The 15,240-nt window shown below is 63.1% G+C and carries 9 protein-coding genes and 1 tRNA gene; 7 read left to right on the top strand and 3 right to left on the bottom strand.

The features are described 5' to 3' along the window. Positions 1-63 precede the first annotated feature (63 nt). From ACZ7GZ_RS37940 to ACZ7GZ_RS37910, 7 genes are all read left to right on the top strand, one after another. On the top strand, positions 64-1,374 hold the full coding sequence (locus ACZ7GZ_RS37940; protein ID WP_471031656.1) for a hypothetical protein: 1,311 nt from the start codon (positions 64-66) through the stop codon (positions 1,372-1,374). Positions 1,375-2,155: 781 nt separating this feature from the next. Then, positions 2,156-3,238, top strand: coding sequence for a bifunctional DNA primase/polymerase (locus tag ACZ7GZ_RS37935; RefSeq protein ID WP_471031655.1), 1,083 nt, complete (start codon positions 2,156-2,158; stop codon positions 3,236-3,238). Further along, complete coding sequence (locus ACZ7GZ_RS37930) at positions 3,235-4,764, top strand: DNA primase family protein (RefSeq protein ID WP_471031654.1); 1,530 nt, start codon at positions 3,235-3,237, stop codon at positions 4,762-4,764. Before ACZ7GZ_RS37935 ends, ACZ7GZ_RS37930 begins: the two co-directional genes overlap by 4 nt. Before the next feature lie 196 nt (positions 4,765-4,960). After that, on the top strand, positions 4,961-5,344 hold the full coding sequence (locus ACZ7GZ_RS37925) for a DUF6009 family protein (RefSeq protein WP_471031652.1): 384 nt from the start codon (positions 4,961-4,963) through the stop codon (positions 5,342-5,344). A gap of 414 nt (positions 5,345-5,758) precedes the next feature. Further along, a tRNA-Leu gene (locus ACZ7GZ_RS37920) sits at positions 5,759-5,840 on the top strand. Between the two features lie 1,257 nt (positions 5,841-7,097). Next, positions 7,098-7,274 carry a hypothetical protein gene (locus ACZ7GZ_RS37915; RefSeq protein ID WP_360098520.1) on the top strand — a complete coding sequence of 59 codons (177 nt, stop codon included), beginning with the start codon at positions 7,098-7,100 and terminating at the stop codon, positions 7,272-7,274. Positions 7,275-7,363: 89 nt separating this feature from the next. Beyond that, complete coding sequence (locus tag ACZ7GZ_RS37910) at positions 7,364-9,286, top strand: hypothetical protein (RefSeq protein WP_471031650.1); 1,923 nt, start codon at positions 7,364-7,366, stop codon at positions 9,284-9,286. Positions 9,287-10,436: 1,150 nt separating this feature from the next. Here ACZ7GZ_RS37910 and ACZ7GZ_RS37905 read toward each other — a convergent pair. The 3 genes from ACZ7GZ_RS37905 to ACZ7GZ_RS37895 form a co-directional block, all read right to left on the bottom strand. After that, the gene (locus tag ACZ7GZ_RS37905; RefSeq protein WP_360098517.1) at positions 10,437-11,252 is read right to left on the bottom strand and encodes a hypothetical protein; all 816 of its coding nucleotides are present in this window, start codon (positions 11,250-11,252) and stop codon (positions 10,437-10,439) included. Positions 11,253-12,314: 1,062 nt separating this feature from the next. Further along, positions 12,315-13,607, bottom strand: a complete 1,293-nt coding sequence (locus ACZ7GZ_RS37900; protein ID WP_471031648.1) for a DUF6923 family protein — start codon at positions 13,605-13,607, stop codon at positions 12,315-12,317. Between the two features lie 191 nt (positions 13,608-13,798). Beyond that, a complete protein-coding gene (locus ACZ7GZ_RS37895) occupies positions 13,799-14,281 on the bottom strand; it encodes an ATP-binding protein (protein ID WP_471031645.1) in 483 nt (160 codons plus the stop codon). Positions 14,282-15,240: the final 959 nt, after the last annotated feature.

The raw sequence follows: 15,240 nt of genomic DNA, 5'->3' as shown, positions 1-15,240 counted from the left end.
GCTCCTCCGGGTACCGCAAAACTACGAATGGCTGGGTCGAACCCAGAAAGAAGGCAGAGCCGCATGACTGCAAGCCGCTCACAAGGAACGCGCTCGAAGGTCACACCCAAGGGCACTCCGAAGAAGAACGCTGCTGCCAAGGCATCCCCCAAACATTTTCTGATGCCGACGGTTGACCTCGAAGGACTCGGCGGCGACGTGGATGATGAGCTTCCGCCACTGGACCTCGCTTCTTTCACTTCGAAACAACCCGCCGCCGGGGCGATGGAGTCAGTGCCGGCACCCGTCCTGCCCACGCAAGACCATGCCCAGCCACCTGCCGCCTTGCGTCATGAGCCGAGCGGATCCGTGGACTCCACGGTCACAACCCCCGATCAGAGCCGAGAGAGGCGCGAAGAACCCCCCGCAGGCTCAGTCTTGCCTTCTCTGAGCAGCTCCACCTCACTCAGCGCCGAGCCAGCCGCCTTGGCAAAAGTCGATCCGTTTGCTGCACAACAGCCCTTCTCAGCACCTGCGGCACGGGCTGTCAGTACATCCAAGCCGCTGAAAGCTCTTACCTCGCAGGACACCGACTGGCAGCCGAGCACCATGCTCACAGCTGGTGACATCACCGCTACCAGCAGGCGAAGCGCCGCTCCGACCAGCGTCAGCCCTGCAGTCCGGACCAGCGCCACGGGGACCCACGAGACCCGGCCCTGGAGCACCACATCTGCTGGCTCAGCGGGCCCTGCACGCCGCCCAAGGCGGGCAGCTAGCCATGCGTTCGAAAACGCCCAAACTCGGTCTCGACGAGAGGAACGGCTCAAGGAGCTGCTGTCCAAAGCGCCCTGCTATGCCTCGCTCTTGGAGTCGTACACCCTTGCCCAGTCAGGGAAGGAGGCCTATCAGAAACGTAACATCCAGCTCTATGGACTCACTGCCCAAGAGCTCGCCGACAGAATCACTGTCGACAAGGCCGTAATGACGGCAGTGAACCTTCCGACACCGCGGTTCACGCCCGCCCACTACATCGACGCAGTCCTCGAACGGGCGCTTGGAGCTCTCAACCCCCAGGGCACCAACGTGCATGCTCTGGAGACTGACCGGGACATCATCTGGGAACTGGCCCATGACGGCCTGTCTTATCGGGACTACATCTTCGCTGACCCCGCCGTCGCATCTCTGAAGAAGCCGCGCGCACAGTGCCCTCTGCGCATCCGGGTCAACCAGCGGGTCAGCCGCATGATGGACATCCTCAAGACCATGCCCGACCTGAAGACTCAACCGTTCGAGATCATCAGCGCTTGCCTGGCCACGTACCTGCAGGCTCTCCAGTCGGAACAACCTGCCTTCGAGGAGTTCTGGAGCCGGAGTCTGGAGACTAGTTACGAGTAGGAGCCCTTCACAAGAGCTTCTGCTTCTTCGATGGCTGACTCCGCAGTCGCTCCCGGACAGCGCAGACCCTGATTGCCCCTGCTCGCCGGAGACGGCGTCCTGCTCCATCCACACTGAGGCCTGCCCGCGGGCCGCCGCCCCCCAAGTCCTTCTCTAGGGACTGAAGGGACTGTTTTCTCTAATTATTACGGCGCTAGAGCATGGATACGTACATGCGCACGCGCATGTCCCCCTGCATCAGGTTCAGTACATAATTAGGAATCTCGGTCCCTCCAGTCCCTTGCGAGGCGGCCTCTATGGCTCTGACCTGCAAAGACTCTCAGGGACTCAAAGGTCAGGGACTGACGCGAGCGTCGGTCCCTGACCCCCCAGGGGCAGGCGTCTTTGAGGGGTCGGCCTTTCTGACACGCCCAGAGGCGAGCTGCAGCGACCATGTGCTTCAGTCCCTGAGTCCCTTTGCGTCCCTGTCCGGCAGGGACCGCCCCCCGCACCAGGCTGAGTCCCCTGAGCAGGCTGAGTCCCTTGAGTCGCTCCTAAATTGGTACAAACAGTGTCCTTTAGGAAGAAACAAGCCCCGCCATAGGGATCGAAGGGACTCAAGGGACTAGCGGAGCTGATAGAAACGGATACGTGCGGGAGCTACCACAGTCCTGCGCCCACGCGGCCCTAGACTCTCTTCGAAAACACAGTCCCTTCGGTCCCTGAGATAGCATCATTCATCCTTGTGGCCTGGTGCTTTCCCCAGGGACCGAACAGATAAGAACCAGACAAGGACGACTCAGTGGCGCGCCTCGGTGACACCCGTACGCCTGCCCCCCGGGCAACGCCTACGACACCGCACGCCGTAGCTCGCTGGTGTGCTGCCCAGGGCTGGCCCGTTCATCCCCTGGCTCCCGGCCGGAAAACGCCGGCGGCAAACTGTCCCGACTGCAAGGACCGGCGTCACGACCCGAAGACGTGTCCTTGTCTCTCCGCGGGACGACCCTGCCACGGCTTCCACGCGGCTACCACCGACCCGCAGTACATCGACAGCTGGTGGACCGACACCCCTGCCTCAGGTGTGGGGGTTGCCTGCGGTCCGGCAGACCTTGTCGTCATTGACATCGATGCGCACCCGGCGCCAGTGCCGGACCGCAGGCGTTTGCTCCCAGGCATCCCTATCCCAGACGCGGTGAATCTCACCGGCCTTGCGTCGGGATTCGACACACTCGCCCTGCTGGCCGCCTTCCGGCAGGAGCCGGATCCCGCGAATGACGACACCACCCTGCGTGTGCGCACGCCTTCGGGTGGTCTGCACGTCTGGTATCGAAACCCTGACCCCGCTGTCCGGTTCCGTTGCTCAACTGGTTCAAGTACCAAGGTTGCTCTCGCCTGGCAGGTCGACGTCCGGGCCGATGGTGGCTACATCATTGCTCCCACCACGCGCACGAACCACGGGACTTACCAACCCGAGGGCCCCACCCGGATACCGGCTCCCCTGCCGAAGTGGCTGCGGACGGAACTTGTCCGCACTGGCCACGTCATAGCCCCCCGGTCACCACAGCAGTCCGGTGTCGTGGCTCACGGTCGTCGTCCCCCTAAGCCTGGCGCGGCGCACCGCGCACTCTCCGTGCTTATCTCGGAAGTCACGCAGTGTGAGACGGTGCCTGAAGGTGCTGGCTTCACTGAGAAGCTGAACCGGGCCGCCTATACCGCAGGAGGACTTGTGGCTGCTGGCCACCTCGACGAGGTCATAGCTCGCGACCTCCTGCTCGAAGCCGCCAACCGAGCTCGCCCCTGGCAGACCGTCCGCAACGAAAAGATCATGGAAGACGGCCTTTCTGCGGGGGCCGCCCGCCCGTTCCATCTCGAAGGACGTTCATGAGCAGCGCCGAGAGCACACCGCGCTTCGACGCACATGCTGCCGCTCAGCAGATGCTCGACTTTCAGGCCGCGGAACGATCCGCCGCCTTGCTGCCTGCCCAGGCTTCACCCGCTGCACTCCCCGCGAGCTGGCAGTCGGACGGGGAACTTCCGCCATCTCTCACCGACCGCGGCAACGCCCGGCTGTTCATCAAGCTGTACCGTGACCAGTTCCGCCATGTCGAAGGCCTCGGCTGGTTTGCATGGGACGGCTACCGCTGGAAGCGGACCGGAGGAGAGAAGGCCGCGCTCTGGGCAGCCGGTGAGATGGCTGAGGGTATGCCCGAAAGCGACCCGCGGGGTCTGTTCAGCGATCGAGAGCTGTTGCTCCACAAGAAGCGGACTCTGTCCACCACCGGCATGAAGGCGCTCTTGGTTCAGGCCAAGGCATCCCCAGACCTCTCAGTTGACCCCGACACCCTCGACGGCGACCCATACGCCCTGTGCACTCCCGCAGGTGTCGTCAATCTGCACACTGGCCAGCTACGGAAACCCGACCCAACCCGCGACTTCCACTCCCGTGCCACCAGCGTCGCCCCTGAAAAGATGGAGACCCCCCGTTGGCACCGCTTCCTGGCCGACACGTTCGGTGAGGAAGCCGAAGGGCGGGAGATGATCGATTTCCTGCACCTCCTCCTGGGCTACTCGGTCACGGGTGATGTCGGCGCGCAGGTCCTTCCGTTCCTCCACGGGCAGGGCAAGAACGGAAAATCGGTCCTGCTCGATACGATGATTCAGATCCTGGGCGATTACGCGGATGCGGCTCCGCCCGGCTTCCTCATGGACCGCGGCGCCTTCTCCGAGCACTCCACCGAACTCACCGAACTCCACGGTCGCCGGCTGATCGTATGCAGCGAGCTCAAGCCCAACGACAAGTTCGACGAAGCCCGTGTCCGACTTCTGACCGGCGGAGACAAGATCAAGGCCCGCCGGATGCGGCAGGATTACTTCTCCTTCACCCCCACTCACCACCTCTGGCTACTGGGCAACCATCGGCCAGAGGTGTCCACAGGAGGCTTCGCCTTCTGGCGCCGCATCCGACTGCTGCCTTTCGAGCGCGTCGTTCCCGACGAACGTAAAATCGACAACCTCGCCTTCGAACTCGTCCGTGACGAAGGTCCCGGCATCCTGCAGTGGCTGATCGAAGGAGCGCGCCGCTATCTCACCACCCGCGACCCCCTAGAGGGACCCGACCGCGTCCGTATCGCCACCACGGCCTACGCCAATACCGAAGACCACATCGGCCGTTTCATGGCGGAATGCTGTACTCGCGATACCGACACCCAGCCGGACCTCCGCGTCGAACAGGGTCTTCTCTATACGGCCTACAGCTCGTGGTGCGGTGCGGGCGAAGGCATCCGCCCCGCCAGCCCGCGTGCCTTCGCCACCCGAGTCCGCCAGGAAGTCGGCCTCGCCTCACCAACCGACATGATCAAGTCCAACGGCCGAAAGTATTATCCCAACATCGCGTTGGTAGTGAACGAATGACTACATACCGTTCAGTATGGCGGACACCGCACCGCTCGGCCTACACCTCCGCCGAAGGCACCTCTAGGATGAACACCAGGCCCCCGCTTACGGCGGCCCTGACATCGCCGTCAGACATCAGCCGGTGTGTGGGTACCACCGCGCGTACACACCAGGACTGGCACGGCCACACGCTAACCAAGGAGGGGCTGCAGCCATGAGCTCGCTGTTGACCGAGGGCGATCTCACCCACGAGGCACGCGTGGTCTGGCTGGAGAACCTCGATGACTTGGACTACGTCCGCCAGGCCCTCGATAAAACCAAGCGACGCAACACCAGACCACCCTACGAGCGAGACGGCCGCATGGTTGGCTACGCCCAGCTCGACGATCAGGCTGAACCTGACCCCGACAGCGGGCTCTACAAGCGTCGCGTTTTCTTTCTGCTTCCGCACGACCGCGACAGCCTGCCCCACGGCCTGTACCGCGAAGGTGCCCCAGGAGAAGCTGTCGACCCCCGCACCATCGAGCCTAAAAAGCCGGGCGCGAAGACGCCTCGGTCCCAGAGTGGGCCCGCGGCCATAGCGTCTGTCACCCCGTGAGGTGAGCTGCGCCATCGGCTGAAGGCTCACGGTGGCGGTGTCGGCGCCAGCCGGCGTCAGTGCCGGACACCATGGCGGACCTGAGGCCCTGGCCTTGGGGCGGCAGGGCTGGGGAAGGCGCCATGCCGTTTACCCGCTCGCACTACGCGGGCTCTTTCAGCACCGCCCATGCGCGACCGCGCACGCAAACCGTTCCTCGTGCTCCTGACAGTGCTTCATTGCGCTCTACCACGCGCCGAGTTCTGTGAGGGACCCTCTCTTGACGTGTTAGCCATTGGTTCGAGTTTCAAGAAAGGTAGCCTCACGCTACGACAGCTGTCGCCCCTCTTTCTCGGACGCTTGTGATAATGTGGCGCAGCTCGGATATATTGCTCGGCTGACCTCTGGAGCAAGCGTAGGCTAGCCGAACCCCGGGGGAGTGTGGCGGAACTGGCAGACGCGCCGGATTCAAACTCCGGTGCCTTATGGCGTGAGGGTTCGAGTCCCTCCACTCCTACTCCATTGCATCTACTGACCGATTGCCCCAGCGGGCTTCTCTTTTCTTGGTGAGGCTTAGCCATCCAGAGAAGCGAGCGGCGGACTCTGGCGCGGCTGGTGACCTGATCTTTCTTCCTCTGCGGCGTACCTCTGTGTGCGCCTGGACTGGCTACTGACCTGTGCAATTACCGGTGGTCACCCATCCTTCATTCGGGACATAGTCCAGCCGGTGGCTGGGCACGCTCCCTCAGGACAACAACACCCCGAAACCAAAGGTAAAAAAATAGCTTAAAAGATGCGGTTGGCTTAGATGGTCAGCCATGTGGTCGGCTTGTCCGATTGTGATGGAAGGGGGCCGGTGCGTCGGTGAGCGCGAACATAAGAATCGCCGCTACTCAAGACATGTTGTACCCGATACGGTGAACTTGTCGCGTAATCCAGTGGGTCTCGGCCCTTAGGTGTGCGCCTGGACGGTAAGTTGATGTCTGCCCAATTTTCCATCGGAGTTGAGGGGGAGACACCTTGGAGAGCAGATCACACCGGGGTCCTGACCGCCGACCAGGCCTCACGGCAGGGGAAATCGCCCAGCTGTCAGGTACGGTCACACGCCCCACGGTGGCTTCGGTCGCAGCAACCGCTGGAGTCCCGGGGCATGCAGTCCGCAGGGGGATCTCCCAGGAGAACGGACGACGGATGGCCGCTGCCATGTCCGTTGGACTGTTGACCGAACGGTCCGCGCGATTCATCGCCGAAGATCCCCAGGCGGTCATCAGGGCAGCGCAGGAACTTCAGAGCCTGGTGTGGGAAATCATGCGCGCCAGACTCGAGGATGGGAACCACGATGCAACGGCTATTGCTTAGCTGAGAAGGGCACCGACCCGTCGCACCTCCGCCAAGAAGCATGTCGGGTCGGCGCCAACCAGATAGTTCGTCAATCGGGCCATGTTCGCTCATCGGCCGCAAACGTGACGAACGCACTGCTAGGAGAAAGAGAATACCCATGTCTGCGGTAACTCGGTGGAGCCGACACCCAAGTCTCCATAGGGTCGTCTCCACCTCCTCTCCGCCCAACGACGGAGCTCCACCTGCTCTGACGGCCATCCCCGGCTCAATCGGGTGGTGGTACGCAGTCCCCACACAACGTCAGAAGGGCGGCATCTGGAATGGACGTGAAGATCACGCAGGGCAAGTCCTGTCCTGGTGCCCAGAGGTCCTTGCCAGGCTTACAGCACTCAATGCCGATGGCGCTTGCTGCGGGCAGCACTATGTAGTTCGCGTGAACCAGCAGTTGGCTCTCCTCTCTGACAGGGATCTTCCAGAGGGCAAGGGCTGGGAACAGTTCACGACGATCGATCTCTGGGAATCCCTCGCGTTCAAGGACCTCCTGACCGAGATCGTGCAGGCCCAGGCGCAGCAGCTCCCCCGGATCGTGTTCTGGGAGGGGGATCAGTGACGACAACCCAAGTCCGCCTCGGAGGCAGTGTGTCGGTAGCGCCCCGGCATGTGCGGGGCATCGAGGGAGGACCTCTCTCGACCGGGACCGTGGGATACCTTCACCAGCACCCCGGTGAACCTGGCCACCGGAACGGTGACCCCACGCCGCAGCAGTCACTGCAGGACACGGCAGTCCCTCCAGGCCGGCCAGTCATCGGGTCCGCCGGCTGGTACTACGAGGCCAATGACGATCACGGCACAGTCTGGAAGGTCAACCGCGGTAAAGAAGGCGGCTGGGACGTCGTTCTGGACTGGGCACCGTATGTCTCCGAGCGCCTGGTCCTGATCGGCGAGGACGGAAAGTCCGCCGGCCGTTACTACACCATCACCATCGGTGCGGACACCCTCACCAAGAGCCTGTCGGACCTGCGCACGGCCGATGGCTGGAACGACTTCAGCGATGACAGCGGTGCTGCTTCGCGCGCTATTCGCGAAGTCCTCATCAACATCATCACCGACCAGGGCAAGCGCCTTCCCCGTACGCCCGTGGTGGCTCACACCGGCTGGCACCGTCTGCCCGACGTTGGTCTGACCTACGTGTACGCGGACGGCCGCAGCTATCCAAGCGGCCGCTCCGTTCGCGTCATCGGTGCGCCGGAGTCCGTACGGCAGGCCGCAGTCCCCCTTGAGCGCGCCGCGACGGACGCCGAGTGCCGACGGGCAGTCGCCGACATCGCCTGCCACGGCTGGGCCTCCCTGATGGCGCTGGCAGTTGGCGCGCGTTCCCTTGCGTACTCACTGCGTCCGGTGTCGGCGGCATTCGTCCTTGACGCCGCACCCAACTCGGGCAAAACCTCGGCCGCCAACACCGCTCGCAGCCTCCTGCTCACGCCACGGCCCCATGCCTGGCCACCTGTCCCCACCAAGGGCATGAGCAGTACCGCCACGGACATCGAGTGCGCGCTCGACTTCGAGGGGGACATGCCGACGCTCCTCGACGACATCCCTCTCACCAGAGCCTCGTCCGCTTCGCAGGTGCGTGAGATGGAGAAGAAGCTCGAACTTGTCATCCGCGCGGCAGGAAACGCGACAGAGATCAAGGGGCGTCGCAACCGCGACCTGACGGCCAAGCCAGCGAACCGAGTGCGGTCCATCCCTGTCATCGCCGCCCAGATGCTCCCTGCCACCATGCAGGAGTCCTTGTACCGACGTTCGGTCGTCATCTACCTTTCGCGGGACGGCGGCGAGGTCGACTGGCGCTGGTACAAGGCCGGGGGAGGACAGAGCCTCACTGTGCCCCTTCGCACCATTGGCGACAAGGTCATTGCTCATCTGCATGCTTTGCCGGACGCCGACGGCTACCTCGCGGATCTTGAGAGGAGGGCTTTCGAACAGCTCGGTGCCCACGTGGAAGCAGTGCTGCCGGAGCCGGGTGACACGATGGACGGCGTCATCACCGCCGCCGCCGGCATGCTTTCCGGCCTTGGTCTCGTCGCAGCCGTCACAGAGATGAGCATGTCCGAGCTCGTTGACGTCGTGGCAGCTCCGCTCGCCGCGTCACTCGTTCGGCAGGCGGCATGCATGGAAGCGCAGAGCACCGCCCAGGACGGGGTGGCGACCGCGGTGGGAGAAGTCCTGCGCAGAGCATTTTCCCGTGGGCGGCTGCACATTCGCGACGAAAAGGGTGTCGTGCGACCCGCCGTCGACGGTCAGGTCGAGCAGGATCAGGGCCTGGCCCGGAGGCGTGACGGCAGCGGATGGGAAGGCAAGGGGCCCGCGGCGTACTGGCTGCCTCAGCGCGGTCCGGCGCTGGGCATCACCACGAAAAACCTCAACATGCTGCTCAAGGCAAGCGGAGATTCCCGAGTGAACTGCTACGTCGACCGTTCCTTGCCTGATGCTCTACTCCAGGCCGACGCGATCCTGCGTAACACCAGTCAAAAGGACCGGGTCGCCTCGCACCGTGTGCGTGTTGGTACAGAGAATCTCCGCCTCCTGCTCCTGAAGCCGGAACTGATCTGGGACTTCTGAAGAAGATCAGGGCCCGCTTCCACCCGGCCGGGCCTGTTGACGAGCGACCTGGTCGCACTGGCCGTTCTTGCGTCCTGGGCATGACGAAGGCAGCACTGATCAGTAACATGTGGGTTGCTCCGGCCGCCGTACGGGGCGCAGCAGGGCCCCTTCCCAGCTTGCGGGTATGGGGCCCTGTTCCCACTTCCGGGGGGTTACGGGCGCCGGGTGAATCGGACTACGCCGAAGGTGACGCCGATCATAATGTTCACGATCGCCCAGAATACGATGACCAGGCCAACGCCGAACGCCGTGCCCAAGTTCTGGGCTGTATTGCAGTCGTGTTGACTTAGCATACCGCAGTGGTGTGGCGTTCCTGCACCTGTGCGGGCACCTCCGACAATCCATAACAGAAAAGTTACCTGTACAACCAGGAAGACCCAGAAGAACCACCGGCGGCGCATCCTGGGCGCACCCTGGACATCCTGCATAGGTGGGGCGGGCGGGGTCTCGTCGGAGTCCCGCCGGTGCCGGCCCTTGGTATTCACTCATGCTCCCTTAGCTCCGCTCGCCCTTGTGAGTAAATGCGTCCAGAAGGCGCGACGATGGATCCGCCAGACGCATACATTATCGAGGATCCGCCGTAGCGGCTCAGGTAGTCGATTATTCTGCTCGGAAGTGTCAGGCATCGTACGCTCCATGATCCGCCTGTGCTCGAAGGTGGTGACATTTGAATGAGGACGCACCTGGTCTCGGACATACTGGCGTTTCGTCGTGTCCGGGGCAGCGGTAGAGGTTCTGATATTACTACCGCCTTTTCATCCGACTTGCTTATGGCAGCTAGGCGCAGCGTGTCGGCTATCAAGCGCCCCCTCGTCGACCAGGCTTCCGTCTGCCCTCCGCGCCGGACAACCGCACCTACACGTCGGACTCTCCGCAGCCAGTGCCACGGCGTCGTCGGACTTCTGTCGGCGGTCGTCCCTGGTGTACGGTGACTTGGAGGGCGTCACCAGGAGCGCCCGGCTGTGAGACAGACCGCTTGTCTGACGGATGTAGATGCGGGCCGAAAAGAGCTGACGTCGGAGACATCGGGCGTTCCTTCGGCCAAGGCTGTTGAGTGAAGCCAGATCCGAACGCTGTGTCCGTGCACATGGGCCTCGGAATCCCCTGATTACGCGGGCGGATCATGGTCGTCCGGCAGGCTGGCCAGAGCGTGCGCCTCGCCGTATCGATGCACGCTCTGATGGTCGCCCGGAATCCGGTGAGACAGGTCTTGTGCGAGGCAGTGCGCAAGGTCGTCAGGTCCTGTGAGGGGTCCGACGGCTTCGGTGTAGTCCAATAAATGTCGCAGGGCATGCAGCTCGCTGGTTCTGATAGGCAGGAAAAGGATCCTGTCATCTCCAGATCGCAGTGCCTTCAGAACGCGGTCACGGTAGGCGGCTCCCTGCGCCTCCACGAAGCGGTATTCGTAGTTGACATGGGCAAGCGGACTGTGGCTCGGTCCCGGAGCATACCTCAGGAAGTCGGCTGTCAGTTCGTGGAGTTGGTCGCATGCAGCTCGGTAGAAGGGACGCTCTTCGCTTCCTGCCGTGTCCGGGGCGACGCGAACAGCAGAGACGAAAGCGGCCACTCGTTCGGGAGAGGGCAACAATCCGGCACAAAGCCACCGTGTGTACTCAGAAGAATAGCTAGTGCTCGTGGGCTCCGGGATGGTCCGATAACACCACCCTGATCTGCCGTGCCAGTGGAGGAACGACTCTGAAGAACGGTCAAGGCTTACCTGAAAGGCCCTGTTGAAGTGAATGCTGCCCTCGACATCGTCGCCGCTGATCTCGTCCTCGCGGTAAGCGGCGTAGGCATAAAGAGAGCTGACGGGGTGCCCGTCAGAGAGCAGCCGTTCTGCCACGGCGGCCATGTAGTGACCGACTCTCGATTCCAACTTGCTCTTGAGCTCTCTCCATCCCGAGTTCTTCGTGGCCTCAATCATGGAGCCCTCCTGCCATGCGTCCGGTCGATCGATGAACGGGCAGTCCGAGCGAGGCACTGCGAGCGCCTTTGGATTGTGGGTCTTGCCCCTCGCTGGTGGCGGCGGTCGCGGTGCGAGATCGGCGATGGAGCCGGCCACGGGCCGGGGAACGTGTCGACCAGGCTGGTGGCGGTGTTGTTCCGCCCAGGGCGGGGTGTGAGTTCACTGACAGCACTTTCATGCTCGGCACACGTGTGCAAGATCAGCCGTCGCGCCCATGTCAGCGCGCGTGGCGTCCGCTTCGGTCCGCAGCCCGACCAAGCTCGGGCGCAGGCCATCGAGAATTTGCTGCAGGTTGAGGCTGCTGGAACGAGGAGTTCATGGCTCTGAGGCGCCGCGCGGGGCAACCTCCATCATCACCTGGGCGCTGAAGACGCGCGAACCCCCGTTGTCACCGCCCTCGGGAGCTCCGGACGTGACGCCGGGACCACTCCACCATGTGACACCGGTGTCTCACATGGCGTTGAGAAGCGAGAACTGCCCGAGGACAGCTGGCGCTGCAGAGAAATGGCAGTGCCCCGACCGGGCGCGCGTGCCCGCACCGCAGCCTGGCAATGGAACCATTACGTCGAGCCGAAGGACATGGGATCATGTTGTAGGAAGCCACCGTCAGAGCCGAACCTTCCAGCGGGTGATACGGCAGTCCACGACTGCTGGAACCGTGCCTTGGCAAAACAAGATGGTCATACTCGACACGTCTTGGGGGGATCCCCTCAATTCCCTCATGAACGGACCAACGCGTCGCAGACCCCACGGTTACGAGCCAACCGCTATAAACTTTCGGCCTCGCCGAAGATCGCCAATGGCATATGCCCATATATCCCTGCGGATTGCATATGTCGCGAATCGATGTCGGCGTTGGAGGTCCAACTGTGCGGATCGCGCGGATGATCCCGGAATAAATCGACAAATCCATGTCAGCGCAGACCCCCGGCGGTCAGGGAGAAGGGGCACCCGTTACGACCCAACGGTCCGGGGCACGAATTCCAACCTTGCCCCTCAATGGGTTTCCAAGGGGGCGAGTCAGCACGCCATCTTGCCTGCGCGGCGGCGGCGCACGATGCCAATGCCGAAGGCGCTCACTGCTGCGCTGGTGGCCGCGCCGACGGGCGGGTCGATCAGCGGCACGGCAATCACCTTGGTGTTGGCGGCCGTGGTGTTGTTCTCCGGCTTGGGGTCGGGGTCGTTACCCCAGACGGTGACGACGTTGTCCAGTCGTACGCCTCCAGACCTGGATCGGGGGACAGTGCCCGTCACGGTGACGGTGGCACTGCCCCCGACTGCCAATTTCCCACCGGTGCAGGAGAGTTGACCCCCGAAGATCTTGCAGCCCGGGCCGGAAGCGGCCGGGTGTCGCATGCCCTTGGGGAGGGTGTCCTTGACAGTCCAACCCGACGACTCGGCCGGGCCACTGTTGGCCACCTTGATGTCGTAGCTCATCGAGCCACGTGCGTCGACCTGAGTCGGATTTACCTTTGCCACTGCCAGGTCCGCAGGTGTCACGAAACATGCGGCCGCGTCGACAGCTCGAGTGGCGGCCACTCTCTGTGAGGACAGCACCACGAAGGTGGGTGCGGCCCTGCGCGGGTTCTTCACGGCGATGCGGTACAGAGGGCCGCCGTTGCCGAAGAACCCCAGATCATTGTTTCCGTAGGTGAAGGCGCCCCTCACCCCCTTACTGTGGGACAACGGCGCCGGGCTGGTGAGGGTCGACACTCCTCCGGTAGAAGGATTGACGCGCTGAACTTTGCCGTGAGCCGTCACAGTCCAGAAATACCCGGCAGAATAGGTGAAATCGCCCGCACCTTTACCCAGTGGGGAGCTCAGCTGGGTCCTGGAGAGGACTCTCCGTTTTCCTACGTCGATCTTGTATAAGGGGGTCTTGCTTCCCGTAACGTAGAAGTGTCCCTTGGCATCGAACGCACCGATGTGGTAGCTCGGCCCGCTGGGCAGGCCGGCGATGGCACCGAGATCGGTGACTGAACCGGCTTTGTTGATCCGCAGCAGGTGATCGGTGTTGCGGTTGATTGCGAAGATGTACCGGGTTTTGGGATCTACGCCGCTCGCGTTATAGCCGGGGCCGGCTGGCCCGAGCTTGGAGAAGGCGATGATTCCCGGCCTTTCCGTGCCCTGGTAGAGCCTGACCGCGGTGGTAGACCCAGCGGGCTGGAAGATCTGCCCGTCACACGCGAATCCATCCGGAGCCGTCACCATGGCCTGCGGAGCGCCCACCAGCCCCAGCGCGGCCTCAACCACGCCGCCGACCGAGAGTGTGAGCGCTACCAGCAGCAGTCGCTTGGTGAGTTGCCTGTTCATCTGTCTTGCCTCACCTGTCTGTTCTAAAGGGATATCTGCGTTTACGAGCATGTTGTCCCTTTAGCGTGACGAACGGGTCATCTGAACAGGTGACGCCTCATGAACTGCCGACTTTGTGGGAGAAGGTCAAGGGGGTCAAACGGCTGGTACTGGGAAGAGTTCCTGGGGGGTTCGGAGGGCCTTGGGCCTCGTCAGTTCACTGCGGAATTAATCATGATGCTGCACCAGACCCATCCGGCATCGTTGACGCCCCAGGCATCCGCGATCGCGTCGACGAGCAACAAGCCACGGCCGTGCTCCTCGAGGGAGCCCGGTGCGCGGGCCGTCAGCGCGCTCACCGGCCCACCCCACGCCTGGATCCTCACCTCACTGGCCGTGCAGGACAGACGCACGCCAATCGTGTGCCCGGAGCCGTGCCAGATCGCGTTGGTGACCAGTTCAGTCAGCAGCAACAGGGCGGGGTCGATGCAGTGCTGGGGGAGCCCCCAACCCCGTAACTTCGCGTCGCAGATGCGCCGGACCTCGCCGACCTGCGCAAGGTCCCTGGGCGCGGGAGTCGCACCCGGTTCCACCGGTGTGCGCAGAAAGCCGAAGGCCATTCCAGCGCCAAACGGCTCGTCCCTCGCGGGCTGCGATACCTGTTCGGTCTCTCCGGGCGGGGGAGAAGTCGTCATCTCTGTCCTCCTGTCCGGGCGTTCGGCGTTAAGTCTGGCCTGCCGTTCGGTGCGCCGGCCGCGCGGCGGCATGACATCTCTCGTAAGGAAGCAGTAGCCGGGTAACTCGTGTCGGGGTTCGTCGGATGCCGCGCGACTGTTAGCACTCCGACGGCACGTGAATGCGACGAACACCGCTCAGCGCACCGCGATTGAGGGTGGATGCCGAACATAGAAGGCTCCAACGAGCAGGGAGAAGAGGATTACCCAACATACGCGGCCTCTATAGGAGAAACGGCGGTAATTCAGCAAACAACTTCGTCGTGTCAAGTGTCACCGCTTTAGTGCAGAAGCGGCAGAGGCCCCTGGGATGTCATCCCGTGGACCTCTGCCGTGATCAGCCCCTGGCTCAATCACAAAGAGCTTCAGCACCGCCCGGCACACGCCGACCGACACCCGCCAGTGCGCCTTCCGGTACGCCGTTGCGCAGCCACTGCAGCGCCGTAGGGGTGAGTATCCCGTTCCCGTGTACCAAGGGAACGTTCTGCTGCAGCATAAGCGTCACCATGGCCTCAACCTTGAGAGGGAGCCCAAGATAAGCACGTGCCAGGCGGCGGCAGGTCACGTCCTGGGCCAGGCCACCGGTGATTGCGCTCCAAGAGCGGATCACCGGACGCCTGGCATCAAAAAGCCCAACCCTCGACATAGAGCAGTCCCGAGGAGAAGGCCACGTCCACCTGCTGCCTTCACCGCTGAGGCAGGGGTGAAGAGACGTCCGCAGTCCAGGAATAACTCTGCAGTACACGAGTATCGAGCATCTGATAAGCGGGGGAGCTGGCCATATGCTTGCGACTTGCGGCGGAGGAACTCAAGAAACGGCCTGAATGAACCTCTTTCATCCTGTGCTGGAGGGTGAAATGGGCTGGTCAGCGGGGGTGGTGACGAGGCAGGGCCCCTCGTCGTTGGCGTGGTGATTCCAC

The organism is Streptomyces sp. NPDC037288 (assembly GCF_055603265.1).
The sequence above is the reverse complement of the archived record's forward strand: the minus strand, read 5'-3'. Positions and strand labels throughout refer to the sequence as shown.

Coding starts and splice junctions, on each gene's coding strand:
- ACZ7GZ_RS37940 (WP_471031656.1), top strand. CDS start 64: ATGACTGCAAGCCGCTCACAAGGAACGCGCTCGAAGGTCACACCCAAG.
- ACZ7GZ_RS37930 (WP_471031654.1), top strand. CDS start 3,235: ATGAGCAGCGCCGAGAGCACACCGCGCTTCGACGCACATGCTGCCGCT.
- ACZ7GZ_RS37925 (WP_471031652.1), top strand. CDS start 4,961: ATGAGCTCGCTGTTGACCGAGGGCGATCTCACCCACGAGGCACGCGTG.
- ACZ7GZ_RS37905 (WP_360098517.1), bottom strand. CDS start 11,252: ATGATTGAGGCCACGAAGAACTCGGGATGGAGAGAGCTCAAGAGCAAG.
- ACZ7GZ_RS37900 (WP_471031648.1), bottom strand. CDS start 13,607: ATGAACAGGCAACTCACCAAGCGACTGCTGCTGGTAGCGCTCACACTC.
- ACZ7GZ_RS37895 (WP_471031645.1), bottom strand. CDS start 14,281: ATGACGACTTCTCCCCCGCCCGGAGAGACCGAACAGGTATCGCAGCCC.